This is a genomic window from Pseudomonas sp. NBRC 111131 (assembly GCF_001320525.1).
In the GTDB taxonomy this organism is placed as follows: Bacteria; Pseudomonadota; Gammaproteobacteria; order Pseudomonadales; family Pseudomonadaceae; genus Aquipseudomonas; species Aquipseudomonas ceruminis.
In genome coordinates, this window is the sequence record NZ_BCBH01000001.1 from 392,131 (window position 1) to 418,778 (window position 26,648).

Sequence of the window (26,648 nt, forward strand, 5' to 3'; positions counted from 1 at the left end):
CCTTTGTTGGATGTCGGGCAAGCCCGCCTTGGCCTGGCAAACGGTTCTTCACCCTCATCAGGAGATTACAATGAGCGTACTCGTTGGCAAACAAGCCCCCGACTTCACCGTGCCGGCTGTGCTGGGCAACGGCGAAATCGTCGACAGCTTCAACCTGGCTTCGGCCATCAAGGGCAAGTACGGCCTGGTGTTCTTCTACCCATTGGACTTCACCTTCGTCTGCCCGTCCGAGCTGATCGCCCTGGACAACCGCATCCCTGACTTCCAGGCCCGCAACGTTGAAGTGATCGGTGTGTCGATCGACTCGCACTTCACCCACAACGCCTGGCGTAACACGCCGGTCAACAACGGCGGTATCGGCCAGGTCAAGTACACCCTGGCGGCCGACATCACTCACGAAATCTGCAAGGCCTACGACGTTGAGTCCGAAGGCGGTGTGGCCTTCCGTGGCGCCTTCCTGATCGACACCAACGGTGTGGTTCGCTCGCAGATCGTCAATGACCTGCCACTGGGCCGCAACATGGACGAGCTGCTGCGTCTGGTCGATGCCCTGCAATTCCACGAAGAGCACGGCGAAGTCTGCCCGGCCAACTGGAAAAAAGGCGACAAGGGCATGAACGCTTCGCCAGAAGGCGTTGCTGCATACCTGAGCGAGAACGCTGGCAAGCTGTAATTGCCAAGCGCATAAAAAAACCGGCCTTGGTGGCCGGTTTTTTTATGCCTGGAATCCAAGGGCTCCAGTGCCTGAGAGGAGGGCCTCGACTCAGTCGTTGAAGTCGCGCCAGCCGCCCATTTCCTTCCAGCGGTTGACGATGCCGCAGAACAGCTCGGCAGTCTTCTCGGTGTCGTAACGCGCCGAATGCGCCTCACGCCCATCGAAGTCGATGTCGGCGCTCTGGCAGGCGCGTGCCAGCACGGTCTGGCCGTACGCCAGGCCAGCCAGGGTGGCCGTGTCGAAGCTCGAGAAGGGGTGGAACGGGTTGCGCTTGAGGTCGTTGCGCGCCACCGCCGCATTGAGGAACCCGAGGTCGAAGCTGCTGTTGTGGCCGACCAGAATCGCCCGTTTGCAGCCGTTGGCCTTGAGCGCCTTGCGTACGCCGCGGAAGATATCGGTCAGCGCGCTTTCTTCACTCACCGCCATGCGCAGAGGGTGATCCAGCTTGATACCGGTGAACTCCAGGGCAGCAGCTTCGATGTTGGCGCCTTCGAACGGCTCGACCCGGTAGAAATACGTGTGTTCGGGGAACAGGAAGCCTTTCTCGTCCATGCCGATGGTGACCGCGGCAATTTCCAGCAGGGCGTCGGTGGCGCTGTTGAAGCCGCCCGTTTCGACATCGATCACTACCGGCAGGTAGCCCCGGAAGCGCTCGGCCATTGGGTGGCGCGAGCCGCTACCGGGCTGGTTGTCCTGGTCGTCTTCGTAAAGATCTTCGCTCACGCGTTGTCCTCCAGCAGGCGCCAGCGCAGTTGCTCACCCGCACGCAGCGGGATCACGGTCTGCTCGCCAAACGGCAGGCTCTCTGGGGCGGTCCATGCTTCGCGGACCAGCGTGATGGTGTCGGTGTTGGCTGGCAGGCCATAGAAAGCCGGACCGTGCAGGCTGGCGAAGCCTTCAAGCTTGTCCAGCGCATTGCGCTGTTCGAAGGCCTCGGCGTACATCTCGATGGCCGCGTAAGCGGTGTAGCAGCCGGCACAACCGCAAGCCGCTTCCTTGGCATGACGGGCATGGGGGGCCGAGTCGGTGCCAAGGAAAAACTTCGGGTTACCACGGGTGGCCGCATCCAGCAACGCCACCTGATGGGTGTTGCGCTTGAGGATCGGCAGGCAGTAGAAGTGCGGGCGAATGCCGCCAACCAGCATGTGGTTGCGGTTGTACAGCAGGTGTTGTGCGGTGATGGTCGCACCGACGTTGGCCGGGGCCTCGGTGACGAACTGTGCGGCATCGGCGGTAGTGATGTGCTCGAACACCACTTTCAGCGTTGGGAACCGTTCAACCAGGCGGCGCATGTGCTCGTCGATAAAGCGCTTCTCGCGGTCGAACACGTCGATCTCGCTGCGGGTCACTTCGCCATGCACCAGCAATGGCATACCGACTTCCGCCAGGGCCTCGATAGCCGGGAAGATGTTGTCGATGCTGGTGACGCCCGAGTCGGAATTGGTGGTGGCGCCGGCCGGGTACAGCTTGGCGGCGTACACGATGCCGCTGGCTTTGGCCGCGCGGATGTCCTCGGGGCTGGTGCGGTCGGTGAGGTACAGCACCATCAGCGGCTCGAAGTGGCTGCCGGCCGGGCGGGCGGCAAGGATGCGCTCGCGGTAGGCGCCAGCTTCGTCGGCGTTGCGTACCGGTGGAACCAGGTTGGGCATGATGATGGCACGGGCGAAGGTACGCGCCACATCGCCAACGGTGTGGGGCAGGACGGCACCATCGCGCAGATGGATGTGCCAGTCGTCGGGACGCAGGAGGGTCAGGCGATCGGACATTGGGGATTCCAGGCGGGTCGAACTCAGGCCCCAATGCTACCGGAAAACCCCGATTCGAGCACGGCTATCAAGTTTTCCAGTCTGCGTCCGATAGCCTGCTGGTAAGCCGTCAAAATTAGTGGAGCCGCCCGTGCGCCAGCGTTACCTAGCCCTGTTGACCCTGCTCACCAGCTTGCCAGCCGGTGCATTGACCTTCCAGACCCGCATGGAAAACATTGCCTGGAAAGTCGAGGGTGACCAGTTCGAATGCCGCCTTGTCCAGCCCATCGACGGGTTCGGCAGCGGTGAGTTCGTGCGTCGGGCAGGTGAGCAGCCGGTATTCCAGCTACGTTCGGACAGTAATCTGCTGGGCGCAGGCACGGCCACGTTGCTGGCCGCTGCCGCGCCCTGGCAGCCGGGGCGTGCGGATATCAACCTGGGTGCGGTGCGCCTGGCGCGCAGCGGCGTACTGTTCAGTTCATCGCAAGGCCAGGCCAGCCGCCTGATCAATGGGCTGCTCGATGGCCGCAGCACCGTGGTGCGCAGTTACACCGGCGAGGCCGGGCGCCCAATGGAGGTCCGCGTACTGCCCGTGAGCTTTGCCAAGGCCTACAGCGATTACCAGGTGTGTACCGGCAAGATGCTGGCGATGAACTACGATCAGGTGCGCCAGACCCAGGTCGGTTTCCCCGGGGGAGGCATCGACCTGGATGCATCGGCCCGAGCACGGCTGGATGTGATTCTGGACTACCTGAAGGCAGACCCGACAGTCAATCACATCGAGCTCAATGGACACTCTGACAACAGTGGCAATCGCCTGACCAACCGTGATACCTCGCGGCGCCGGGCGCTGGCGGTTGCCGACTACCTGAAGGCGCACGGTGTACCGCAAGCGCAGATCACTGTGCGCTTTCATGGCGAACGCTACCCGCTGGTGAAGAACAACAGCCCCGCCAACCGCGCACGCAACCGCCGTGTCAACATCGAGCTGGACCGTGTCGCGCCGGTCGAGCAACCGGCACCCCAGCCGGCGCAAGCCCCGGCCCCCACTCCAGCAGCGGTCGCCCCGGCCCCTGCACCGAGCACCTCCGCCACGAATCCGTCCTGAGTGCGACAGGGCGTCGCGCCCTCGACAGTTACTGTCGCTTTGTCGTCAGAAGCTGTCGCCCCACTGTAAATTTATCCGCAACGCCGGTAGAATCGGGCCTTTTCCGTACAACCCCGTGGAGTGATGGCATGGCGGACGTAAAAAAGGTCGTACTGGCGTATTCCGGCGGCCTTGATACTTCGGTGATTCTCAAGTGGCTGCAGGATACTTACAACTGCGAAGTGGTTACCTTCACCGCTGACCTGGGTCAGGGCGAAGAGGTTGAACCTGCTCGCGCCAAGGCCCAGGCAATGGGCGTCAAAGAGATCTACATCGACGACCTGCGCGAAGAGTTCGTGCGTGATTTCGTCTTCCCGATGTTCCGCGCCAACACCGTTTACGAAGGCGAGTACCTGCTGGGTACGTCCATCGCCCGTCCGCTGATCGCCAAACGCCTGATCGAAATCGCCAACGAAACTGGCGCCGATGCCATTTCCCACGGTGCCACCGGCAAAGGCAACGATCAGGTACGTTTCGAGCTGGGTGCCTACGCGCTCAAGCCAGGCGTCAAGGTCATCGCCCCTTGGCGCGAGTGGGACCTGCTGTCCCGCGAGAAGCTGATGGACTACGCCGAGAAGCACGGCATCCCGATCGAGCGCCATGGCAAGAAGAAGTCGCCGTACTCGATGGACGCCAACCTGCTGCACATCTCCTACGAAGGTGGTGTCCTGGAAGACACCTGGACCGAGCACGAGGAAGACATGTGGCGCTGGAGCGTCTCGCCGGAAAACGCACCGGACCAGGCAACCTACATCGAACTTACCTACCGTAATGGCGACATCGTTGCCATCGACGGCGTCGAGAAGACCCCCGCCACGGTGCTGGCCGACCTGAACCGCATCGGGGGTGCCAACGGCATTGGTCGTCTGGATATCGTCGAGAACCGTTATGTAGGCATGAAGTCGCGCGGCTGCTACGAGACTCCGGGCGGCACCATCATGCTCAAGGCGCACCGTGCCATCGAGTCGATCACCCTGGACCGTGAAGTCGCTCACCTCAAAGACGAGCTGATGCCCAAGTACGCCAGCCTGATCTACACCGGCTACTGGTGGAGCCCGGAGCGTCTCATGCTGCAGAAGATGATCGACGCTTCGCAGGTCAACGTGAATGGTGTTGTGCGCCTGAAGCTGTACAAGGGTAACGTTATCGTGGTCGGCCGCAAGTCGGACGACTCGCTGTTCGATGCCAACATTGCGACTTTCGAGGAAGACGGCGGCGCCTACAACCAGGCTGACGCTGCGGGCTTTATCAAGCTCAATGCCCTGCGTATGCGCATTGCTGCCAACAAGGGCCGCGGGTTGCTCTAAGCTTCCCCCAAATGCATTGTCACAGACCCCGGTTCAGGCCGGGGTTTTTTGCATCTGGAGCGTAGCTGTTCAGTTCATGAGCGCCGTAGCGTTATGCGGAAGTTCACTGACCGACAGGCGAAAGCACTGGTGCTTGTTCAGGTCGCAATATAGCCAGGCACTTCCGATTACTTGCGGTTGTGCAAGTGTGCGCAATAGATGCTGCTCAATTATCTTCTGCGCATCCGGGCCGCAAAGCATTATGGTTACTGGCTCTGAGGCGTTACGAGGCTGTATGAGCCGGCTTTCGGTGTTCGCCTGTTGGGGCGGGGAAAACGCCAAAGTTTCAGTTAACAACGGGGCTTGAGTGGGGTCATCCTTGGCGGCGTCGTCGGGTTTATACAAAGAGCGATAGTTGAAGTTCAGTGTCAGGAAGAACAAGGCTGTCAAAAAAAAGGGAAAACCGACCAGAAACCAAGTATAGAGACTCTGGCTTTCTTCGCTGAGAAAAGGGAGGGTTGCCAGGGCAGAGGACTCGATGATGCCGGCAAATATCGCGATGATCGTCAGCGGAGCTACGGGTTGGGGTGCGGGCATGGTGGCGGCCTCCTGCGTTTTTCCTATCAATACCCTAGGGTACACCTCAACTAAATAATGGATTTTTTCCGCAATGGGAACTTGATCCCGGCAGGGTGGGGCGTGGCACTGTCAGGGCGGCATACAATGGCCGAGCGGCACGTGCGCTCGATAGCGCGTTGAATTTAATTTTATTTCAGCGCTGGTAAGTTGTTTTTGTAGGATATTTCCTAGATCGATGTAAGTCCCATCTATTCAGGCATTCTTGCTAAAAATTGACACGCCACTGAGTGCTCGGCTCGGTTATGGTGACACGTCGTCAAAGCAAATAATGAATGAATGGATATCGCATGAATAAAGTCCTTATCGTGGATGATCATCCTGTCATACGCTTGGCTGTTCGCATGCTGATGGAGCGGCATGGCTACGATGTGGTTGCAGAAACCGACAACGGCGTAGCAGCTTTGCAGCTGACTAGGGAGCACCTGCCCGATATTGTGGTGCTGGATATCGGTATTCCAAAGCTTGACGGGCTGGAAGTCATCGCCCGCATGGCATCGGCCAGCCCGGGCAGCCGGGTGCTGGTGCTGACCTCGCAGGCTCCAGGGCATTTTTCCATGCGGTGCATGCAGGCGGGCGCATCAGGTTACGTGTGCAAACAGCAGGAGCTCACCGAACTGCTCAGCGCCATCAAGGCCGTGCTCTCTGGCTACAGCTATTTCCCCAACCAGGCGTTGCATAAATCACGTGGCCGAGCCGGAGGGGGTAGCGAGACGGAGATGGTCGATCGCCTTTCGGCAAGGGAGATGATGGTGTTGCAGCAGTTAGCGCGGGGCAAGTCCAACAAGGAGATCGCCGACAGCATGTACCTCAGCAACAAGACGGTCAGTACCTACAAGACCCGCCTGTTGCTGAAGCTGAATGCCCACTCGCTGGTGGATCTGATCGAGTTGGCCCAGCGACACGGCCTTACTTGACCCTGTGCGCGGAAAGCCTCCGCAAGGGAGGCCTTCCGTCAGGGCTACAGGTCATAGTCGAAATCGGCGAGCTGGCGCTGCAGGCGTCGTTCTTCGAGAAGATTGTCAATGGTGCGTCGCTTGCTCAGGTTGGTCTTCGCGGGTTCTACCGAAGGCTCGGCATCGTCGTCAGCCGGGGCAAAGTCATCTTCGATCGCCAGGTCGTCTTTATCGGTACTCATAAGTCGCTCCAAGCCAAAGGGCCATTGGCCGTCCTTATAGCGAGAAAGCAGAGCCTGGTAAAAAAGATTTTTTCAATCGAAATGCTTCTGACTTCACTATCGGCTCAATCGTCAGACGTCTTGTGCTTGTACTCGCACAGGTCCTCTATCCTGCAACTGCCGCAACGGGGCTTGCGCGCCTGGCACACGTAGCGCCCATGCAGAATCAGCCAGTGGTGGGCATCGAGCAGGTAATCCTTGGGTACGAACTTCAGCAGCTTCTTCTCCACCTCAAGCACCGTCTTGCCCGGTGCAATCCCTGTGCGATTGCTAACCCTGAAAATATGCGTATCCACCGCCATGGTCGGTTGGCGAAAGGCGGTATTGAGCACCACATTGGCCGTTTTGCGCCCGACCCCGGGCAACGCTTCCAGCGCTTCACGGGTTTGCGGTACTTCGCCGCCGTGGCGCTCGATCAGCAAACGGCAGGCTTCGATGACATTCTTGGCCTTACTGTTGTAAAGCCCAATGGTCTTGATGTAGTCGCTTAACCCTTCGACACCGAGGGCATAGATGGTTTGCGGGGTGTTGGCCACCGGAAACAGCCGGGCGGTGGCCTTGTTAACGCCGACGTCGGTGGACTGTGCGGAGAGGGTCACGGCGACCAAGAGTTCGAAAGGGGTGGAATAGGCCAGTTCTGTCTTAGGGTCGGGGTTATCTTCGTGCAGCCTGCGAAAGATCTCCAGGCGTTTGGCGGCATTCATGGGGTCAACGCTTTCCTTGACGGGCAGGGCCCGGACGCAGGCAATTGTACAAGGCCAGGAGCAGTCCGAGCAGTAGCAGTGCGCCTGAGGGCAAGCTGGCCAGGTGCAGGCCCAGCCCCTCGGCCAGCCACTGCCGACTGGCACCGAGCAGCACGCTGATGAACAACAGCCCGCTCAAGTACCGGAGCAACTGGCGCCAGCGCCCTTGGTTCGGCAGCAGGCTGTCTGTCGCCAGGCATTGAACGCCGATCAGTAACGGGAAGTCGCCAAGCGCCAGCGCCAGCGGTAACGCCCAGGCGCGCAGCAAAAGCTGCAGGCAACTGGCAAGGGCGGCCACGATCAGCAGGCTCGCCAGCCAGTATCTGGCACCTTGGGGCTGTGAGCGAAGCGGGCTCAGCAACACCTGGTGGGCCAAGATCAACACGAGCATGCTCATGCCGATGGCCGTGCCCTGAGCGACGCTTGATGTGGCGCCCAGCAGCGGCGCAAGGCCTGCCACCAGCAAGCAGAATCTATTCATGGGCGGGGGTTCCCAGTAGCCGTGTGCGATGCTGGTCAAAGTAGCGCAGCGCTTCCTGCTGCGCGTCGATCACTGCGCGTGAAGTCACTGTCGCTCCGGCCAGTTGGTCGAAATCCCCGTGATCCCGCCTGAGTGCCCAGCGATCAGTCAGACTACGGTTGGCGAACTGCGCCAGCCAGTTCACCTGAGCATCACTGATGCGCCCCCCCAGCCCGGGGCTTTCCTGTTGTTCGATCACCTGGGTTCCGATCAGGCGCCCGTCCGCGCTGATGGCCATGGTCAGTCGGATTGGGCCGGCATAGCCTTGTACCTGGCTTACCAGGACTACGGCTGTGGGTATAGTCCCTTGAGTGGCGCGATACGCGGCCATGATGCGGCTGCGCGGCGGTTGGTCCGCTGAGAGGGGGACAGGGGAGTCCAGCGGCTGGTTGTCATGAATGCCCGAGGGCAGAACGGCGAGAAATTGCTGTGCGTGCAAGTGCTGCTCGGCTTCTGCGATGGGAGCGCGCGTAGCCTGCCGCCAGGCCAGTGTCGCCACCAGCGCCAGCGCGGCGACTGCCAGCAGCAGCAGGTTACCGCGAGCAGCACGCGGGCGGTTCATGGCGTCGCCTGCTGACGCTGTGACGCGAAACGTTCAAGGGCAGGGGTTGCGAGGTTCATGAGCAGGATGGCGAAGGCGGTACCATCCGGGTAACTCCCCCAGGCACGGATGAGGTAGATCAATGCGCCCGCGCCAAGGCCGAACAGCAACCTGGCCAGGCTTGCCTTGGGGCCGGACACCGGCTCGGTAGCGATGAAAAAGGCCGCCACCATGGTTGAACCGCAGAACAGGTGCAGCAGCGGCGAGCCGTTGGAGTCCGAGCCTGAGCCATTCCAGGCCAGCAGGCTGAACAGGAACAGCGCTGTCAGCAAGCCCACGGGCGCATGCCAGCTGTAGACTTTGCGCTGTAACAGGAACAGCCCGCCCAACAGGAACGCCAGGTTGACCCATTCACTGCCGCGGCCGCCAAAAACGCCGAACCCTGGGTGGCTGGCAAACAGTTCGTCGATGGTCAGGCTGCGGTTGTGGCGCAGGCCGTCGAGCACCGTGGGGCTGGCCCAGGCATCAATCTGCTCGCCACCGCCAAACACCAGGTGCAGGCTGTCGATCAGACCTGTCTGTTGCCCTGGCCAGTGGTTCATTTGCAGGGGAAAGCTCAACAGCACGAAGGCGTAGCCGACCATCGCCGGGTTGAACAGGTTGCGGCCCACCCCGCCAAAGGCGTGTTTGCCAAGGCCAATGGCGATGGCCGTGGCCGTTACCGGCACCCACCAAGGCGCCTCTGTAGGCAAGGCAATGGCCAGCAGCACTGCGGTAACCAGGGCACTTGCATCGTTCAGGGTGGCAGCGACAGGTTCACGCCGCAGGCCCAACAAGGCGGCTTCGCAGCACAGCGCAGTGGCTGCGCACAATGCGAGGCTCAAGAGCATGCCCCAGCCGTATAACCAGAGTAGGGTCAGCAGGCCAGGTGCGCAGGCCAGCAACACCTGGCCCATGGCGTTGCGCAGGCGCGGGTCAGGGTTTGCCATGAATCAGGCTCATGGTGCGAACAATCCGTTGAGCCCTGCAAATGCCATGGCCATCACGCCGGCACCAAGCAGTGCGATAGGCAGGCCACGTAATGCCCTGGGCACATCAGGGTGGTCACTGCGCTGTTGAAGGTCGTCGAACAGCCCAAGGGCCAGCCAGAAACCGAACCCGGACAGTACCCCCCACTTCACTGCGGTCAACCCGCCCTGTTGATCGCCGATGACCTGCAGTGCCAAACCCAGCGCCACGATAGTGCCTGTGAAGGGCACCGTGAGGCTCACAGTGGGCCATTGAGGGCGGACCTTTGCCAGCACCTGCGGTACGCCCCAGGCAAGTAATGCCAGCCAGGGCAACAGCAGGAACAAACGCAGGTCCTGCAACTGCCATGGCACGACGATCAGCTGTTCGAGCCATTGGCCGCCCATGACCCCGAGCGCTATCGACAGGCTGCACGCCAGGCCATACACATGCAGGCGCAGCCGGGGTATCGGCTGTTGCTGCATAAGCAGATGGCTGACCAGCGCGGCACTGACCAATACCAGGACGTTGTCATTCATGCAGATGAAGATAGCCGGGAATGTGCGGCCATGTGGCAGGAATGCAATTGCCCCGGCGCAGAGGCCGGGGCAGGAGGAGGGTTACTTGATGCGCTGGCCTGGTTTGGCACCGCTGTCAGGGCTGAGCAGGTAGATCTCTTCGCCGCCGGGGCCGGCGGCCATGACCATGCCCTCGGAAACCCCAAAGCGCATTTTCCGCGGCTTGAGGTTGGCAACCATCATGGTCAGGCGGCCTTCGAGCTTGGACGGATCCGGGTAGGCCGACTTGATGCCCGAGAACACGTTGCGATGTTCGTCGCCGATGTCCAGGGTCAACTGCAACAGCTTGTCCGCGCCGGGCACCGCTTCGGCTTTGACGATCAACGCCACGCGCAGGTCGACTGCGGCGAAGGTGTCGAATTCGATTTCTGCCGCCAGCGGCTCCTTGGCCAGCTCACCGTTGCCGGCAGGGGCCTGCGGTTGAGCCTGGGATGCCAGCAGGTCTTCCTTGCTGGCGGCGACCATGGCTTCGACCTTGGCCGGCTCAATACGGCTCATCAGCGCCTTGAACGGGTTGAGCGTGTGGTTTTCCAGGCGCGACTGGTGGTCGTTCCAGGCCAGCGGGGCGACATTGAGAAATGCCTCGGCGTCGGCCGCAAGCACCGGCAGCACCGGTTTGAGGAAGATCACCAGTTGGCGGAACAGGTTGATGCCCTGGGCGCAGATGGCCTGGACTTCATCCTGCTTGCCTTCCTGCTTGGCCAGCGACCATGGCGCCTTGTCGGCGATCCAGGCATTGGCGCGGTCGGCCAGGGCCATGATTTCGCGCATGGCACGACCAAAATCACGGCTTTCATAGGCGTCTGCAATCGACGGGGCAGCCGCGAGGAATGCTTCGGTCAGCTCCGGCGCAGCATCGCCGGCAACCATCACACCGTCATTGCCCTTGTGGATGAAGCCGGCACAGCGGCTGGCGATGTTGACCACCTTGCCAACCAAGTCGGAGTTGACCTTCTGCACGAAGTCTTCAAGGTTCAGGTCCAGGTCGTCGACGCCACGGCCGAGCTTGGCTGCATAGTAATAGCGCAGGTATTCGGGCTGCAGATGATCCAGGTATGTGCGGGCCTTGATGAAGGTGCCGCGCGACTTGGACATCTTGGCGCCGTTGACGGTCAGGTAGCCATGTACGTTGACTGCGGTCGGCTTGCGGAAGCCGGCGCCTTCGAGCATGGCTGGCCAGAACAGTGCGTGGAAGTTGACGATGTCCTTGCCGATGAAGTGGTACAGCTCGGCCTTGGAGCCCTCGTTCCAGAACGCATCGAAGTCGAGCTCCGGGCGGCGTGCGCACAGGTTCTTGAAGCTGGCCATGTAGCCGATTGGCGCGTCCAGCCACACGTAGAAGTATTTGCCTGGCTCGCCCGGGATCTCGAAGCCGAAGTACGGCGCATCGCGCGAGATGTCCCACTCCTGCAGGCCAGAATCCAGCCACTCGGCCAGCTTGTTGGCCACAGCGTCTTGCAGGGTGCCGCTACGGGTCCACTGCTGCAGCATGGCCTGGAAGTCCGGCAGCTTGAAGAAGAAGTGCTGCGAGTCGCGCAGTACCGGCGTGGCGCCGGAAATCGCCGACTTGGGGTTTTTCAGTTCGGTCGGCGCATAGGTGGCGCCGCATTTTTCGCAGTTGTCGCCGTACTGGTCTTCGGCTGCGCACTTGGGGCAGGTACCCTTGATGAAACGGTCGGCCAGGAACATGCCCTTCTCAGGGTCGAAGTACTGGGTAACCGAACGGGTGGCGATGTGCCCCGCTTCACGCAGTCGCGTGTAGATCAGGCCCGACAGCTCGCGGTTTTCTTCGCTGTGGGTAGAGTGGAAGTTGTCGAAATCCACCAGGAAGTCAGCGAAATCGCTGCTGTGCTCGGCCTGGACGTTGGCGATCAACTGCTCCGGGGTAATGCCTTCCTTCTCGGCGCGCAGCATGATGGCCGAGCCGTGGGCATCGTCGGCACACACATAGATGCACTGGTTGCCGCGCATCTTCTGGAAGCGAACCCACATGTCAGTCTGGATGTACTCGAGCATATGGCCAAGGTGGATGGATCCATTGGCATAGGGCAGGGCGCTGGTAACGAGAATCTGACGTGGCTCGGACATGGTGGCTCGGCTACTTATCTGGCTCGGGTAAAATTGAGGGTGATCGGCCACTATAAAGGGCTGGCGAATATATTTCACCCCAAGGACGCATCTGCTGACGATTGACGGGTTAGGATAGGCGCGTGTTTGACTATTCGTTTGCCAATGGGAGCCTCCATGAGTGCCGTCACCCGTGCCGCCGTCGAAGGCGTGCTTCGCCAGTACACCGACCCCTATCTGAACCAGGACCCGGTCAGCGCCGGCTGTGTGCGGGCCATCGATATCCAGGGCGGGCAGGTCGCTGTGCAGTTGCAACTGGGCTACGCCGCCGGGTTGTTCAAGAACGGCTGGGCCCAGGTGCTGCAGACCGCGATCGAGAACCTGGAAGGGGTCAGCTCGGCCCAGGTATCGATCGACTGCGTGGTCGCTGCGCACAAGGCCCAGGCCCAGGTGCCGGCCATGGCCAACGTCAAGAACATCGTCGCTGTGGCCTCAGGCAAGGGCGGTGTCGGCAAATCGACCACGGCCGCCAACCTGGCCTTGGCCCTGGCCCGCGAAGGGGCTCGGGTGGGCATCCTCGACGCCGATATCTACGGCCCCAGCCAAGGCGTGATGTTCGGTATCGCCGAAGGCACCCGGCCGCAGATTCGCGAGCAGAAGTGGTTCGTGCCGATCAAGGCGCATGGTGTCGAGGTCATGTCGATGGCATTTCTCACCGATGACAACACGCCGATGGTATGGCGTGGCCCGATGGTGTCTGGTGCGCTGCTGCAATTAGTGACCCAGACGGCTTGGGACGACCTCGATTACCTGGTTATCGACATGCCGCCGGGTACCGGCGATATCCAGCTGACGCTGGCGCAGAAGGTCCCGGTGGCGGGTTCGGTGATCGTTACCACGCCGCAAGACCTGGCGCTGCTGGATGCGAAGAAAGGCGTGGAGATGTTCCGCAAGGTCAACATCCCGGTGCTGGGCGTGGTCGAGAACATGGCGGTGCACATCTGCTCCAACTGCGGCCATGCCGAGCACCTGTTCGGTGAGGGTGGCGGCGAGAAGCTGGCGAGTCAGTATGGCGTCGACTTGCTGGCATCGTTGCCGTTGTCGATGCTGATCCGTGAGCAGGCTGACAGCGGCAAGCCGACTGCGATTGCCGAGCCGGAAAGCCAGATTGCCATGGTTTACCAGGAACTGGCCCGCCAGGTGGGGGCACGGATCGTCTTGCAAGAAGCGGCGGCACCAGCGATGCCGAGCATTACCATTAGCGAAGACTGACGCATTTTTTGTGGGAGCGGCCTTGTGCCGCGAAAGGGGTGCGAAGCGCCCCCAAGACAGGTGATCCAACCCCATATAGCTGGGGCCGCTTTGCGGCCCTTTCGCGGCACAAGGCCGCGCCTACACAGGCATAAAAAAACCCGCCAGAAGGCGGGTTTTTTTGAAAGCTAGGAAGCTAAATCGACTTAGGCGATTTGAACTTCTTCAGCCTGCATGCCTTTCTGGCCGCGGGTAGCGACGAAAGTAACAGCCTGGCCTTCTTTCAGGGTTTTGAAGCCGTCAGCTTGGATGGCTTTGAAGTGCACGAACAGGTCGTCGCCCGACTGAGGGGTGATGAAGCCGTAGCCCTTCTCATCGTTGAACCACTTGACAACACCGGATTGACGGTTGGACATGTTTCTGTCTCCTTGGACAAAGTTGATTACGGACAGGAAATACCCTGGCCGGGACTGAGCGCAAAGAGAGCAGAAAATTCAGCGATGGGCCGATAAGGATCGTGCATCAAACTAGAGATTCTCGGTGTCACGTGCAGCACAGTGGCGTCACCTTACCCCACTTTCCGCAACCTGCCAATCTCCAAGATGACCTTTGATGAAATTCAGATCGGCGGCGGCCGCAAGCCCCGTCCGACGCGGGATACGGTATGGAACTTTAACCGGAGCGCCGGGACCGGTAAGATGCGCCTTTCGTTTTTTCACCTCGCAACTCTCAGGACACCCCCGCCATGAGCATCAAATCGGACAAGTGGATTCGCCGCATGGCGCAGGAACACGGCATGATCGAACCGTTCGTCGAGCGCCAGGTGCGCGGCGAGCAGGACAGCCGGGTCATCTCCTTCGGCGTCTCCAGCTACGGTTACGACGTGCGCTGTGCCGACGAATTCAAGGTGTTCACCAACATCAACTCCGCCACCGTGGACCCGAAGAACTTCGACGCCGGCAGCTTCGTCGACGTCAAGAGCGACGTCTGCATCATTCCGCCGAACTCCTTCGCCCTGGCTCGTACCGTCGAGTACTTCCGCATTCCGCGCAACGTGCTGACCATCTGCCTGGGTAAGAGCACCTATGCCCGCTGCGGTATCATCGTCAACGTCACCCCGCTTGAGCCAGAGTGGGAAGGCCATGTGACCCTGGAGTTCTCCAACACCACCACCCTGCCGGCGAAGATCTACGCCAACGAGGGGGTGGCGCAGATGCTGTTCCTCGAGTCCGATGAAGAGTGCGAAGTGTCCTATAAGGACCGTGGCGGCAAGTACCAGGGCCAGCGTGGCGTCACCCTGCCACGCACCTGAGCCGACGAGCGCGGGGAATTAGTCTTCGCTTTGGCACTCCAAGTTACTGAACAGTGCCGCTGCGCATGATGCGTAGTGGCCTTGTCAGGAGTTGCCAATGAAACTCAATCCCGCAATCAGTGCGAAGCTGGCTGTCCTGCAGCCCAACCAGATCGGATTGCTGGCGTGGTCCCTGCTGGCGCATCCGCTGCCAATGCATGCCGGGGGTGTGCCGGGTCAGCCTGATCCCGATACTCCACAACCGGCCCAGCCCGGTGATACGCCCCCCATGGAGCCAGGTGAGCCGACCCTGCCGGACGAGCCGCCTCCCGCCCCCGTGGCCTGATCAGTCCTGCACGGCCCACACCTGATCTGCAGCGGCGAGGTAGATGCGGTTCCCCGGTGTGGGCTCGATGTTCCATCCGCCGGTGAACTCACCGAATGCCGGTAGCAGGCTGACCTGTTCGCCCAGTACGAAACAGGGTAGCCGCAGCCGTTGGCGTCCGCGGCCACGCAGCACGAATACCGGGTGTACATGGCCCGCGAGCACCGGGTAGTCCTGGTGAACGTCAGGTTCATGCTGCAGCGCAAACGGCCCCAGTACCCAAGGTTGGTCCCTGACCTCGATACCCAACTGAGTGGGCGGATCGCCTGCGTGGCGGTCATGGTTGCCGCGTAGCAGCACCATGCGCACATGGGCGTGTCGTGCCCGCCACGCCTGCAGCCTGGCCAGCGTGGCCGGTGCCCGAGCGGTCCGGGCATGCAGAAAGTCACCCAGGATGATCAATTGCTCGCAGTCACAGCCCGTCAGCAGAGCGTCCAGGCGCTGTAGGGTGGCGTCCGTGGTGCCACGCGGTACCGGTTGGTGCAGGGCCCGATAGCTGGCTGCTTTGCCGATGTGAACATCGGCCACCAGCAGCGCCCGCTGCGCGGGCCAGTAAACGGCACGATCAGGCATCAGCCATAGTGTCTGGCCAAAATGTTCGACGGTAAGGTGAGTGCTCATTACGTCCTGTTCGCTGCTTTTTCCAGGTCTGCGACCATTCGCGCGATGCGAGTGGCCAGTTTTTCCGTGCTCAATGTTTCACGCATGCCTTCCACCAGCAGGGTGAAGGCCAGCGGCCCTGGCCGCTGCAGGGCGCGTATGTCCAGTTGCAACCGGCTCAGTTTCAGTAGCTGTGCCTGCAGGCGCTCGATTTCCAGCTCTTCGCGCAGCACTTCATCGCGGGCCTGGCCCAATAGCAGGTTGTCGGCATCGTGTTTGCGAAAGACCTCGTAAAACAGCCCGCTCGAGGCCTGGATCTGACGGGTACTCTTCTGCGCGGCGGGGTAGCCGCCAAACACCAGGCCTGATATCTGTGCGATCTCCCGAAAGCGCCGCAGTGCCATTTCACCAGCGTTGAGGCTGGCCAGCACATCGTCCAGCAGGTGGTCGATGGACCGCGCCGCGGGCAGATACGTTGCCCAGTCCACCGGGCTTGGGCTGACCAGCTCGAAGCCATAATCACTCACCGCGATGGACACCGACAGCGGCTGGTTGCGGCTGACGCGCCAGGCGATCAGGTTGGCCAGGCCCAGGTTGGCCATGCGCCCGGCGAAGGGGTAGAGAAACAGGTGCCAACCCTGGCGAGAGGCGAGGGTTTCGGCCAGCAGCGTGCCTCTGGTAGGCAAGGCGGACCACTGTGCCTGCAGTGTCAGCAAGGGCCGTACTGCGTGCATCTCCGGGCCGTCGTAGCGCCCATGGGCGGCGGCATCGAGTTTTTCCACCAAGGCCTCGGCCAGTTCGCTGGAAAGCGGCATGCGCCCACCATTCCAACGCGCCACTGCCGCCTTGCGCGCTGTGCTGCGGCGCACGTAAGCCGTCATGTTCTCCACCCGCACCAGTTCCAGCACCCGCCCGGCGAACAGCAAGGTATCACCTGGCCGCAGGCGAGCGATGAACGCTTCCTCGACACTGCCCAGGTGCTTGCCGCCGCCGCCTTTGCTCCAGTATTTGAGTTGCAGGCTGGCATCGCTGACGATGGTGCCGATGCCCATCCGGTGGCGTCGCGCCAGGCGTTCGCTGGCAACCCGCCAGAGGCCGTCGGGGTGGGCCTGGACACGCTGGTAGTCGGGGTAGGCGCTCAGTGAGTTACCGCCATGGCAGACGAAATCCAAGGCCCATTGCCATTGGCTGTCGCGTAGCTCGCGAAACGCCCAGGTACTGCGTACCTCGGCGAGCAGTTCAGCAGGGCGAAAGCCGCTGCCAATGGCCATGCTGACCAGATGCTGTACCAGTACATCCATGCACAGGCGGGGCGAGCGCCGGGCTTCGATGTGCCCCGCTGCCAGCGCGCTGCGTGCGGCCGCCGCCTCGATCAATTCAAGGCTATGGGTAGGCACCAGGGTAATCCGCGAGCTGCGCCCAGGGGCGTGGCCAGAGCGGCCAGCCCGCTGCATCAGGCGGGCGATGCCCTTGGCTGAGCCGATCTGCAGCACGCGCTCCACTGGCAGAAAGTCCACGCCCAGGTCCAGGCTGGAAGTGCACACCACCGCTTTGAGTGTGCCCTGTTTGAGGCTGAGCTCAACCCAGTCGCGGGTGGCACGGGCCATCGAGGCGTGGTGCAGGGCAAGCTGGCCTGCCCATTCGGGGCGGGCGTCGAGCAAGGCCTGATACCACAGTTCGGCTTGGGCACGGGTGTTGGTGAACACCAGGCTGCTGGTGCTGGTGTCGAGCGCCTCGGCAACCTGATGGAGCATTTTCAAGCCCATGTGCCCAGCCCACGGGAAGCGTTCGATCGCACTGGGCAACAATGTATCGACCACCAGCCGTTTGTCCTGGCGGCCTTTTACCAATTGGCCACCTTGCGGCAAGAGGACTTCGAGCGCGTGCGGCAGGTTGCCCAGGGTGGCCGAAAGGCCCCAGGTGACCAGGCCAGGGTGCCAGCGCCGCAAGCGCGCGAGCGCCAGCTGCAACTGCACGCCGCGCTTGTTGCCGAGCAGTTCGTGCCATTCGTCGACCACCACCAGGCGCAGGTGGGCGAAGTCTTCGCGGGCTTGCGCCCGTGTCAGCAGCAGGGTCAGGCTCTCGGGGGTGGTGGTCAGCGCGCTTGGCAGGCGCCGAGCCTGGCGGGCGCGCTCGGCGCTGCCGGTATCGCCACTGCGCACCCCGATACTCCAGTTCAGGCCAAGCTCGTCCAGGGGCATTTGCAACGCCCGTGCGGTGTCGGCTGCCAGGGCGCGCATGGGCGTCACCCACAACACCTGCAGCGGTGCGGGCTTGAGCCCGGTCGTGGGCTGGGCGAAGGCGCGTAGCGCAGCCAGCCACACGGCGTAGGTTTTGCCGGCCCCGGTGCTGGCATGCAACAGGCCTGATTCACCACGGCCTACCGCTGCCCACACGTGCCGCTGAAACGCGAAGGGCTTCCAGCCGCGTGCGGCAAACCAGGCATTGGCGAGGTCGGGGGATGCAGGCATGCGGGCATGGCGTCCTTCAAAGGCTGTGCTTCTACAGACCGCTTGCCCCCGCCATTGGTTTTACCGGATCAATTGGCCAGTAGGTAACCGCTGCGGCAGACCTGTTCACCGGCGACATGGGCGATGACCATGCCTGCGGTGGCCATGCGGCGCACGCTGCGGGCATAAAGCAGGCCCGGTTGGCTGTTACGCACAGCGGTCACCCGGTCGGTGAGCGGGTCGATGACTTCGGCGATCAGTTGCCCGGCTTCCAGGTGCTGGCCTGGGCGCACGTGATAGACCAGCAGCCCGCCCAGTGGCGCCGATACCGGCTCGACGGCAGCCAGCGGCGTCGCCGGGTGTGGCAGTGGCGGCAAGGCCGCGGCAGGTCCTTCGATGACGCCGGCGTGGGTGAGGTAATCGAGGATCGCCTGGCTGTCCTTGCTGGCCAGCTCGTGGCTGACATCGGCCTGGCCCCGCAGTTCGACGGTGACCGAGACGCTGCCCAACGGAATCGGGAAGCGCTTGCCGAAACGTTGCTGCAGTTGCCACCAGACCAGGCTCAGGCACTCGTCGAACGATTGCCCGCCAGAATCGGTGGCCAGCAGGCTGGCCTGAGCGCCGAGATAGCGGGCCAACGGCTCGACGTGTGGCCAGGCTTCCGGGGTGGTGTAGAGGTGCTCTACGGCCTCGAAGTCGCAGTGCAGGTCCAGCACCAGGTCGGCATCGCAGGCCAGCCGCTGCAAGGTCAGGCGCTGTGACTGCAACGGGGTGTGCGCCGGATGGGCATCCAGGCCACGGCGCAGGTATTCGCGGATAAGCGCCAGGTTATGGGCGGGGTCCTGGGTCAGGTAGCCGTCTATCTGGTCACCGATGCTGTCGGAGAGGTCGACGAAATTGCGGTTGAAGTTTTCACCGCTTTGCAGCTCGAAACGGCCCAGTGGCGCATCCAGCATCACCTGTTCCAGCCCCACTGGGTTGGCCACAGGCACCAGAATGATTTCACGGCGCAGCCGCCCGTGCTGTTCCAGCTCTGCCAGGCGGCGCTTGAGGTGCCAGGCTACCAGCATGCCGGGCAGTTCATCGGCGTGCAGCGAGGCCTGAATATACACTTTGGCACCACCGCGCGGGCCGAAGTGGAAGCTGTGCAGTTGACGTGTGACCCCGGGAACGGGGCAGAGCAGGTCGTGGGTCGAATGGTGCATGGTGGTCCTGGCTGCGTGGCGAAAACGGTCTGCGACACGGGTCGGCAGAAAGATAGAAGCATAATTTTGCCCAGTGTGCCTCTTCGCAGGCGGCAACCCAGGGCGTCAGGCCAGCAGCGCCTGCAAGGTCGCCAGGTCATCAGCCTGTTCGACTGCTTTGTCCAGGCGCCAGCGCAGCATGCGCGGAAAACGCACGGCGATACCGCTCTTGTGCCGCTTTGAAAGGGCTATACCTTCAAAGCCCAGTTCGAATACCAGGGTAGGCGTGACGCTGCGCACGGGGCCAAAGGTTTCTACCGTGGTCTTGCGGATGATGGCATCGACCTTGCGCATCTCCTCGTCGCTTAGCCCTGAATACGCCTTGGCGAAGGGCACCAGGGCACGTTCCGGGGTGCCAGGAGGGGCGTTCCAGACGGCGAAGGTGTAGTCGCTGTAGAGGCTGGCCCGTCGGCCGTGGCCGCGTTGGGCATAAATCAGCACGGCATCGACGCTGAACGGGTCGACTTTCCACTTCCACCACAGGCCCATGTCCTTGGTGCGGCCGACGCCGTACAGGGCATCGCGCTGCTTGAGCATCATGCCTTCGACACCGAGGCTACGTGATTGCTCGCGCTGGCGGGCCAGGTCGCTCCAGTCTTCGCCTTCAAGTAAGGGTGACAACAGCACCGGGGCTAACGGATGGGCCTGCAGCAACCACTCCAGTTGGCGGCGGCGTTCGTGTTGCGGGCGGTTGCGCCAGTCCTCGCCTTGCCACTCCAGCAGGTCATAGGCCTGCAATACCACGGGGGCATCGGCCAGCAGCTTCTTGCCCAAGGTTTTACGCCCGATACGCTGTTGTAGCAGGGCGAAGGGCTGCACTGCCAGGGCATCGGCTGTGGCACCGGGTTTCCAGACCAGGATTTCGCCATCGAGTACAACACCGTCCGGCAAGGCCTCTGCCAGGCAGTGCAGCTCGGGGAAGCGCTCGGTGATCAACTCCTCGCCCCGCGACCATACCCACAACTGCCCGTCGCGCTTGACCACTTGGGCGCGGATGCCGTCCCACTTCCATTCAATCTGCCAGGCGCTGGGCGGACCCAGCAGCGCCTCGAATTCATCCACTGGCGCCTGCAGCGCATGGGCGAGGAAAAACGGGTACGGTTGGCCGCCGCGTTGGCGATGTTCATCGGCCGATTCGGCGGCGATCAGCTTAAGGTAGCTGGCGGCCGTAGGGCGGTGGCCGATATCGGTGTAGCCGACCAGGCGCTGGGCAACCCGCTTGGCATCCAGCCCAGCCAGCTGTGCCAAGGCCCGGGTCACCAGGAGCTTGGAAACGCCGACGCGGAAACTGCCGGTGATCAGCTTCAGGCACAGCATCAGGCTGGCGCGGTCCAGTTGTGCCCATAGCACTGGCAGGCGCTGGAAAAGCGCCTCAGGTGGCAAACCACGCAAGGGCAGCAGGTGTCCCTCGACCCAGTGGGCAAGGCCATCGTCGCTGGCGTCGCCGGTTTGGGGCAGCAGCAGGGAAATGGTTTCGGCCAGGTCCCCCACTGCCTGATAGCTTTCTTCGAAGAGCCAGTCGGGCAACCCCGCCAGGGCGCTCGCCAGTTCGCGTAATACGCGGGTGGGGACCAATTGACGTGGTCGTCCGCCCGCCAGGAAATAGACCGCCCAGGCGGCGTCCTGGGCGGGGGCGGTGTTGAAGTAGTCGCACAGGGCTGCCAGCTTGGCGTTGCTGGAGGTCGTCGCGTCCAGGCGCAGGTACAGGTCTGCAAAGGCTTTCATGCCTGAGCCTCCGTGGCTGGGGTGTCATCCTCCTCGCCGTACTCGGTCACGAAGGCACGCGCATCAAGGCCCTGTTCACTCAGGTAACGGACCAGCACACCCACCGAGCCGTGGGTGACCATCACCCGCTCGGCACCGGTCTGGCCAATCGCCCACAGCAGCCCAGGCCAGTCGGCGTGGTCGGACAGCACGAAGCCACGGTCCACACCGCGGCGCCGCCGCGTGCCTCGCAGCAGCATCCAGCCGCTGGCGAAGGCATCGCTGTAGTCGCCAAAGCGGCGCATCCAGCTGCTGCCCGCTGCCGAAGGTGGAGCCAGGACCAAGGCCTGACGCAGCAGCGGGTCGTTGCGGGGGATGTCGCCGGCATAGAGGGTGGGGGGCAGGTGCACACCGGCCTCGCGGTATACCCTGTTCAGCGGCTCGACCGCACCATGCACCAGGATCGGCCCGATGCTTGGGTCCAGCCCATGCAGAATCCGCTGCGCCTTGCCGAAGGCATAGCAGAACAACACGCTGCATTTGCCTTGGTCTCGGTTGGTTCGCCACCAGTTGTTGATTCCGGCGAAAATGTCCGCCTGGCTGGGCCAGTGGTAAATGGGCAGGCCAAAGGTCGATTCGGTGATGAAGGTGTGACAGCGCACGGGCTCAAAGGCGGCGCAGGTGCCATCCGGCTCGACCTTGTAGTCGCCCGAAGCGACCCACACTTCACCTTGATATTCCAGGCGCACCTGTGCGGAGCCCAACACATGCCCGGCAGGGTGCAGGCTGAGGGTGACGCCGTGATGCTGTATGCATTCGCCGTAGGGCAGGGTCTGCAGGTCGATGCCCTGGCCCAGGCGGCTGCGCAGGATGCCAGCACCTGGGGCGGCCGTCAGGTAGTGGCGGTTGCCGCTGCGGGCGTGGTCGCCGTGGCCATGGGTGATGACGGCGCGCGCCACCGGGCGCCAGGGGTCGATGTAGAAATCGCCGGGCGGGCAATAGAGGCCTTCGGGGCGGGCGATGACGAGGTCCATGGCGTGGGGGCGGGTTCTGTGGCCTTTTTGTTAGGAGCAGAGCATGAATCAGGAAGTTCGAACGGTTTCCCGCGCGACCGGCCGCCTGGATACGAAAAAGCCGCCATCGCTGGCGGCTTGTTCTGGCCTGATTATCGACCGGGCGCCAGGGTCAACCGCTGGCTGCCATAGGCGCGGCCAAAGTTTTGCGGTTGCAGGGGCAGGCTCATGAACCGTCCCTTGAACCAGGCATCCAACCCATCGCTGAAGTGTGCACTTGCCGGGTTGCCGGATTGGCCGCTGCTGGTCAGCACTTGCAAGGGTTCGGCCTGGCCGAAGTCGACGATCATCCGCGCCGAGGCCGGCAGCCGGGTGTCGAAGTTGCTGCCCCAGGCATAAGGGGTCAAGGCAAGGGTGCTGAAGTCGCCACCTGCTGCCTGCGCGGAGCGGCTCAGGGCATCGCCCAGGCCGTGATAGGCCGGGGCAGGCCAGCGGTACTGGTGCAGTTTGCCCCATTGCCAGGCGCGGCGGTCGGCACCCAGTTGTGCAGTACCCGCGTCCACGGCTGCGGCGAGGCTGCGGGCCAGGATGGTGGGTTTGTCCTCTTTCTGCGGCGTACTGCGATCGTCCCAGAACGGGCTGTCTTCGCGGCCAAGCAGGTGGTCGGCCTGGGCCGAGTAGGACAACCGTGCGTTGCTGACGAACGCCTGCCAGGCCGGGCTAGACTCGGGCCCGAGCTCGTCGAGGAAGGTTTGCCGTGTCACTTCCTGGAGGAACAGTTCATACAGCGCTGCATCCGCCGACACCGGGCTCAAACGACCATCGAAGGCCTTGAGCCGGGCGAGGGCTTCGCGGGCCTTGTCACGCTGGGCGGCAGGCAGGTTGTCGATGGCCTGCTGAAGTGGCTGGGCCATGCCGGGGGCGTCGAACATCTGCTTGAGCTTGCCGGCCAGCAGCGTCACCTGGTCGTTCTGCAGGGCCATCAGGCTGCGGCTGTCGTGGCGGCCGTTGCCAGCCAGCTGGCCCAGGCGCTCGGCACGCTCCGGGTAGTACCAGGTATTGGACAGCTGCATGCCGTAGCCACGCGGCAGGCTGCGCTGGTTGGCATGGCCGATCCAGCCGGCAGGCGGGTCCTGGTCGTAAGGGTGAAGCATCGGGTCGGCATAACCGTCCCAATCATAGCGCCCGTCCCAGCCAGGCGACGGTAGCAGGCCCTGGCCTTCACGGCGGTTGGGGTAGCGGCCGCTGACCTGCCAGCCGATGTGCTGCGGTTCGGCAAAGACGAAGTTGAGCGCGGCGGCGCCGACTTCGCGGGTGTTGTCGAAAGCGCGCTCCACCGTCTGGGCACGGGTCAGGTCGAACAGTGCGTCGAGGCTGCGATCGCCCTTGAGCTGCGGCAGGTTCAGGGCCAGGCCGAGGCTGGCGTTGCCTGGCTGGGCGAGCAGGGTACCGTGGCGGGTGTCATACATCACCTCTCGCAGCGGGCGCTGGCCGCGCACGAAGAACGTCTCGCTGCGTGCCCGTGCCGGTAACCACTTGCCATCGGCCAGGTAGCTGAGTTGGTTGCCCTGGTGACGCAGTTGCTCCAGGTACAGGTCCTGGTTGTCCGCCATCACTGCGCTGCTGCTCCAGGCCAGTTTGCCGTTGTAGCCCGCCAGTACGATGGGCAGGCCCGGCAATGACAGGCCGGCGACCTGATACTTGCTGGTGTGAATCTGCACCGGGCTCAAGGCCCAGGCCGCGCGGCTGTCGCTGGCCAGCAGGCTTTTGCCGCTGCGGCTGCGTTGTGGTGACAGGGCGAGGTTGGCCGAGCCCGGGCTGCCGAGCAGGTCGAGGTCGGCAAGTTTCTGGCTGGCCGCGGCCAGGGCCGGCAGGCCGGGCAACTGGCTGCTCAGGTTCAGCCCTTTGAGCTTTTCCACCTCGGCTTCTGCCAGCGGCTCATCCGGTGCGCCAGGCAGCAGCCAGGGCAGTTTGTCACTGCCGACCTTTTGCGCCAGGGCCAGGGCGCTGAGTTCTTCCTGCAGGTTCACCGACTGGCTGAAGGCGTACAGGCTGAAAATCAGCGCCGAGTCTTCGGGTTTCCAGTATTCCGGGCGGTAGCCGCTGCTGGCGAGGTTGGCCGGCAACTTGTCGCGGTAGCGGAACAGGTAAGCGTTGACCCCGCGGGCATAGACTTCGAAGAAGCGTTTGAGCCGTGGCGAGGCGTCGGCATAGAGCTGGGCCGCATTTTGCTTGAGGTTGGCGGCGCGCATCAGGCGATCGATGTCCAACGCCTCGCTACCGGCAAGTTCTGCCATGCGGCCTTGGGCGAGCAGGCGCATGGCAACCATTTGCTCGATACGGTCACCGGCATGGACATACCCCAGGCTGAACAGGGCGTCGTGGAAGCTGCTGCTTTCAATCAATGGCGCGCCCATGGCGTTGCGCCGTACCGACACGTTCTGCGCCAGGCCCTTGAGTGGTTGCACGCCAGTGGTCGGGGGCACACTGTCCTGATAGCCACCCATCTGACAGCCAGCGAGCCCGAGCATGCCGAGCAGCGTGGCAGCGGTAGCGAACCGTGGGCGGAAGGGAGGAAGGACGGGGGCGGCCATGACAAGGGCTCCTGCAGGGCGTGGCGGGGGTTAAAAGGCGCTAAGGTAGTGAGCGCGCAGACGCCGTGCAAGGTGCGGCGAAGCTTTATTTACGAGCGGTACCTTCAGCTGCCTTCAGCAGCGGCCGTGCCGGCCTTGCACAGGGAGGTGACGGACATGGATGCCCGTCAGGTGCTGTGGCCGTTCAGGGCAGAAAGCCGCTTACGCGCCGTGGCACTTCTTGAATTTCTTCTCGCTGCCACATGGGCAGGGGTCGTTGCGGCCGACGTCCTTCAGGGCGTTGCGCACGGGCTCCTGATGGCCGTGGTTGCAGTGCGGGCCGTGTACATGGCCATGGTCGTGGTCGTGGTGATCATGGCCATGGTTGCAGTCCGGGCCATGAACATGGGGTTGTTGGGTCATTGCAGTGCTACTCCGGTATGAAATCGCCGGGGATTATCTCACCACTGCGCGACAAGTGCAGGTCCCGGTGGATGAACAGCCCGGTTTCCAGCTCTCCCTGCAACCGGTACTGCAACGTTTTTTCGCTTTTCAGCAGTTTGGCCAACGGCTTGAGGTGCTGCCAGAGATTGGTTCGTGCAGTGATCTTGAACGTGCGCCGGGCATGGCCCCCGACACTGCGCCAGATGCTGGCCTCATCCTCCACCAGTAACAGGTCGTTGAGCCAGATCGAATAGCCCAGGCTGCGGATGAACAGACGGCTGTCATTAGGGTTGTCGACCCGCAGGTGCAACACGAACTCCTGCTCCAGCAAACGTGCCTTTACCGTTTCGACCTTGACCAGGTGCACCTCAGGTTCGCGCCAGTCGCTGCCCCCCCACATCGCGCAACCCGCCAGCAGCGTCAGCAGGCTGCTGAGCAGAAACAGGCGGGCCAGGGCGATCATGGTCAGTTACCCACGTAACTGGCGCAGCATTTCTTGAATTTCTGCCCGCTGGCGCAAGGGCATGGGTCATTGCGACCGGCCTTGAGCTCGACAGTCGGGTCGATGAAGTACCAGCGCCGGTCGTGCTGCACGAAAGCGGATCGCTCACGGTGCTGGTGATCGCCCTCTTGATCATGCCAACGTGCGGTGAAGGTGACGAACGCATGCTCAGGCTGGCCGCCGAGCACCTCGGCGCTCTCCACATCCAGCCCCAGCCAGGTGCTCTGGGCGCTCCAGGCGGCCATTGCCGCACGGTCCAGCCCGGCCTGCTGGGCGGGCAGGGTGGTGGCCACCAGGTAATCGATCAGGCCCAGCACGTAAGCGCTGTAGCGCGAGCGCATCAGCGTCTGCGCGTCTGGTGCCGGGGTACCGCCGTGGTAGTGCCCGCAGCAGGCGTCGAGCAGGTTACCGCTGCCACACGGGCAAACCGAGACACTCATCATCACCACCAGTACTTGCCGAAATTTTCAGGGTTGGCCCAGAACTTGGCGTTCAGCCAGTCCGGGACCTGCTTGTAGTCATGTAGATCATAGGTGAACAAGCTCAATACCTGTTGGTCACGACGGAATTTCTCGCTGGCCGAGAGCGCCAGGGCGAAGAAGTCGGTGTCTTGCCAGCCACAGGCGGGCAGGTCAGCCAGCACGGCGACGCGGCTGGCGTTGAGGTTGCGAATCCCGCCGAGCAGTTCGAGCCCGGCGCGCTTGGGCAGGTGTTCCAGGCAGTCCACCAGTACCGCCAGGTCAAAGCGCTGCGCCGCGAGCGCGGCCGGCAGCGGGCCTGGCGAGCAGGTTTCGATCGCGACCTGAGGGTGAGCCTGGGCAAAGGCATCCAGGGCCGGGAAGCGTGTACCGACCAGCAGCAGCCGTTGCGGGGTAACGCGTTCGAGCAAGGCCGCGAGCGCCTGCTGGGGGGTACGTTGGGAAAAACCGTCGGTCATTGCCAATCCTCGTTCTGATCGTCCAAGACTAGCGGGCTGTCGCCCGTGGGCAAAGAGGCAGATGGCTGTGTCGTGGCTTATTGCTGGCAGG

The 26,648-nt window shown here is 62.8% G+C and carries 28 protein-coding genes; 7 read left to right on the forward strand and 21 right to left on the reverse strand.

Annotated features, from left to right (window positions below; genetic code table 11):
- Nucleotides 1-70: 70 nt before the first annotated feature.
- Nucleotides 71-673: a peroxiredoxin gene (locus APH34_RS01765; RefSeq protein WP_033702669.1), complete on the forward strand. Its 603-nt coding sequence runs from the start codon at nt 71-73 to the stop codon at nt 671-673.
- Nucleotides 674-763: 90 nt separating this feature from the next.
- Here the strand turns inward: APH34_RS01765 and rnt are convergent, their stop codons facing one another.
- Nucleotides 764-1,375, reverse strand: coding sequence for a ribonuclease T (gene rnt / locus APH34_RS01770; protein WP_371263286.1), 612 nt, complete (start codon nt 1,373-1,375; stop codon nt 764-766).
- 59 nt (nt 1,376-1,434) lie between these two features.
- Complete coding sequence (gene pyrC, locus APH34_RS01775; RefSeq protein WP_054899448.1) at nt 1,435-2,481, reverse strand: dihydroorotase; 1,047 nt, start codon at nt 2,479-2,481, stop codon at nt 1,435-1,437.
- 130 nt (nt 2,482-2,611) lie between these two features.
- Here pyrC and APH34_RS01780 point away from each other — a divergent pair, with 130 nt between their 5' ends.
- Both APH34_RS01780 and APH34_RS01785 read left to right on the forward strand, forming a co-directional pair.
- Nucleotides 2,612-3,568, forward strand: a complete 957-nt coding sequence (locus APH34_RS01780; protein WP_054899449.1) for an OmpA family protein — start codon at nt 2,612-2,614, stop codon at nt 3,566-3,568.
- 128 nt (nt 3,569-3,696) lie between these two features.
- Complete coding sequence (locus tag APH34_RS01785) at nt 3,697-4,914, forward strand: argininosuccinate synthase (protein ID WP_054899450.1); 1,218 nt, start codon at nt 3,697-3,699, stop codon at nt 4,912-4,914.
- A gap of 69 nt (nt 4,915-4,983) precedes the next feature.
- On the opposite strand, the gene APH34_RS01790 is transcribed toward APH34_RS01785, so the two are convergent.
- A complete protein-coding gene (locus tag APH34_RS01790; protein WP_054899451.1) occupies nt 4,984-5,490 on the reverse strand; it encodes a hypothetical protein in 507 nt (168 codons plus the stop codon).
- 329 nt (nt 5,491-5,819) lie between these two features.
- Between APH34_RS01790 and APH34_RS01795 the strand changes: the two genes are divergently transcribed.
- Nucleotides 5,820-6,446, forward strand: coding sequence for a response regulator transcription factor (locus APH34_RS01795; protein WP_054899452.1), 627 nt, complete (start codon nt 5,820-5,822; stop codon nt 6,444-6,446).
- A 44-nt stretch (nt 6,447-6,490) separates the two neighbouring features.
- Here the strand turns inward: APH34_RS01795 and APH34_RS29495 are convergent, their stop codons facing one another.
- The 7 genes from APH34_RS29495 to metG form a co-directional block, all read right to left on the reverse strand.
- Nucleotides 6,491-6,667: a PA3496 family putative envelope integrity protein gene (locus APH34_RS29495; RefSeq protein WP_054899453.1), complete on the reverse strand. Its 177-nt coding sequence runs from the start codon at nt 6,665-6,667 to the stop codon at nt 6,491-6,493.
- A 104-nt stretch (nt 6,668-6,771) separates the two neighbouring features.
- The gene (nth, locus tag APH34_RS01805; protein WP_054899454.1) at nt 6,772-7,410 is read right to left on the reverse strand and encodes an endonuclease III; all 639 of its coding nucleotides are present in this window, start codon (nt 7,408-7,410) and stop codon (nt 6,772-6,774) included.
- Nucleotides 7,411-7,414: 4 nt separating this feature from the next.
- Entirely contained in the window at nt 7,415-7,930 is a 516-nt protein-coding gene (locus APH34_RS01810) for an Rnf-Nqr domain containing protein (RefSeq protein ID WP_054899455.1), read from the reverse strand.
- Nucleotides 7,923-8,531, reverse strand: coding sequence for an RnfABCDGE type electron transport complex subunit G (locus APH34_RS01815; protein WP_054899456.1), 609 nt, complete (start codon nt 8,529-8,531; stop codon nt 7,923-7,925). The genes APH34_RS01810 and APH34_RS01815 overlap by 8 nt, the downstream gene beginning before the upstream one ends.
- Nucleotides 8,528-9,499: an RnfABCDGE type electron transport complex subunit D gene (locus tag APH34_RS01820; protein WP_054899457.1), complete on the reverse strand. Its 972-nt coding sequence runs from the start codon at nt 9,497-9,499 to the stop codon at nt 8,528-8,530. Before APH34_RS01820 ends, APH34_RS01815 begins: the two co-directional genes overlap by 4 nt.
- A gap of 9 nt (nt 9,500-9,508) precedes the next feature.
- On the reverse strand, nt 9,509-10,057 hold the full coding sequence (locus tag APH34_RS01825) for an Rnf-Nqr domain containing protein (protein ID WP_054899458.1): 549 nt from the start codon (nt 10,055-10,057) through the stop codon (nt 9,509-9,511).
- Between the two features lie 81 nt (nt 10,058-10,138).
- A complete protein-coding gene (gene metG / locus APH34_RS01830) occupies nt 10,139-12,184 on the reverse strand; it encodes a methionine--tRNA ligase (RefSeq protein ID WP_054899459.1) in 2,046 nt (681 codons plus the stop codon).
- 156 nt (nt 12,185-12,340) lie between these two features.
- On the opposite strand from metG, the gene apbC reads away from it, so the two are divergent.
- A complete protein-coding gene (gene apbC, locus APH34_RS01835; RefSeq protein ID WP_054899460.1) occupies nt 12,341-13,435 on the forward strand; it encodes an iron-sulfur cluster carrier protein ApbC in 1,095 nt (364 codons plus the stop codon).
- A gap of 185 nt (nt 13,436-13,620) precedes the next feature.
- Here the strand turns inward: apbC and APH34_RS01840 are convergent, their stop codons facing one another.
- On the reverse strand, nt 13,621-13,830 hold the full coding sequence (locus APH34_RS01840; protein WP_003254922.1) for a cold-shock protein: 210 nt from the start codon (nt 13,828-13,830) through the stop codon (nt 13,621-13,623).
- A 329-nt stretch (nt 13,831-14,159) separates the two neighbouring features.
- Between APH34_RS01840 and dcd the strand changes: the two genes are divergently transcribed.
- On the forward strand, nt 14,160-14,726 hold the full coding sequence (dcd, locus tag APH34_RS01845; protein ID WP_008096785.1) for a dCTP deaminase: 567 nt from the start codon (nt 14,160-14,162) through the stop codon (nt 14,724-14,726).
- A 97-nt stretch (nt 14,727-14,823) separates the two neighbouring features.
- Entirely contained in the window at nt 14,824-15,051 is a 228-nt protein-coding gene (locus APH34_RS01850) for a hypothetical protein (protein WP_054899461.1), read from the forward strand.
- Here the strand turns inward: APH34_RS01850 and pdeM are convergent, their stop codons facing one another.
- The 10 genes from pdeM to APH34_RS01900 form a co-directional block, all read right to left on the reverse strand.
- Nucleotides 15,052-15,711 (reverse strand): ligase-associated DNA damage response endonuclease PdeM, encoded by a 660-nt coding sequence (gene pdeM / locus APH34_RS01855; protein ID WP_054899462.1) that lies wholly within the window; start codon nt 15,709-15,711, stop codon nt 15,052-15,054.
- On the reverse strand, nt 15,711-18,161 hold the full coding sequence (locus APH34_RS01860; RefSeq protein WP_054899463.1) for a ligase-associated DNA damage response DEXH box helicase: 2,451 nt from the start codon (nt 18,159-18,161) through the stop codon (nt 15,711-15,713). The genes pdeM and APH34_RS01860 overlap by 1 nt, the downstream gene beginning before the upstream one ends.
- 68 nt (nt 18,162-18,229) lie before the next feature.
- The gene (locus tag APH34_RS01865) at nt 18,230-19,345 is read right to left on the reverse strand and encodes a succinylglutamate desuccinylase/aspartoacylase family protein (RefSeq protein ID WP_054899464.1); all 1,116 of its coding nucleotides are present in this window, start codon (nt 19,343-19,345) and stop codon (nt 18,230-18,232) included.
- A 105-nt stretch (nt 19,346-19,450) separates the two neighbouring features.
- The gene (locus APH34_RS01870) at nt 19,451-21,109 is read right to left on the reverse strand and encodes an ATP-dependent DNA ligase (protein ID WP_054899465.1); all 1,659 of its coding nucleotides are present in this window, start codon (nt 21,107-21,109) and stop codon (nt 19,451-19,453) included.
- Nucleotides 21,106-22,122, reverse strand: a complete 1,017-nt coding sequence (locus APH34_RS01875) for a ligase-associated DNA damage response exonuclease (protein WP_054899466.1) — start codon at nt 22,120-22,122, stop codon at nt 21,106-21,108. The genes APH34_RS01870 and APH34_RS01875 overlap by 4 nt, the downstream gene beginning before the upstream one ends.
- A gap of 131 nt (nt 22,123-22,253) precedes the next feature.
- A complete protein-coding gene (locus APH34_RS01880) occupies nt 22,254-24,695 on the reverse strand; it encodes a penicillin acylase family protein (protein WP_054899467.1) in 2,442 nt (813 codons plus the stop codon).
- A 201-nt stretch (nt 24,696-24,896) separates the two neighbouring features.
- The gene (locus APH34_RS28495) at nt 24,897-25,097 is read right to left on the reverse strand and encodes an SEC-C metal-binding domain-containing protein (RefSeq protein ID WP_060477824.1); all 201 of its coding nucleotides are present in this window, start codon (nt 25,095-25,097) and stop codon (nt 24,897-24,899) included.
- 7 nt (nt 25,098-25,104) lie between these two features.
- The gene (locus tag APH34_RS01890) at nt 25,105-25,581 is read right to left on the reverse strand and encodes an LEA type 2 family protein (protein ID WP_054899468.1); all 477 of its coding nucleotides are present in this window, start codon (nt 25,579-25,581) and stop codon (nt 25,105-25,107) included.
- Between the two features lie 2 nt (nt 25,582-25,583).
- The gene (locus APH34_RS01895; RefSeq protein WP_054899469.1) at nt 25,584-26,060 is read right to left on the reverse strand and encodes a YchJ family protein; all 477 of its coding nucleotides are present in this window, start codon (nt 26,058-26,060) and stop codon (nt 25,584-25,586) included.
- 2 nt (nt 26,061-26,062) lie between these two features.
- Nucleotides 26,063-26,557: a DUF6231 family protein gene (locus APH34_RS01900; protein ID WP_054899470.1), complete on the reverse strand. Its 495-nt coding sequence runs from the start codon at nt 26,555-26,557 to the stop codon at nt 26,063-26,065.
- Nucleotides 26,558-26,648 lie beyond the last annotated feature (91 nt).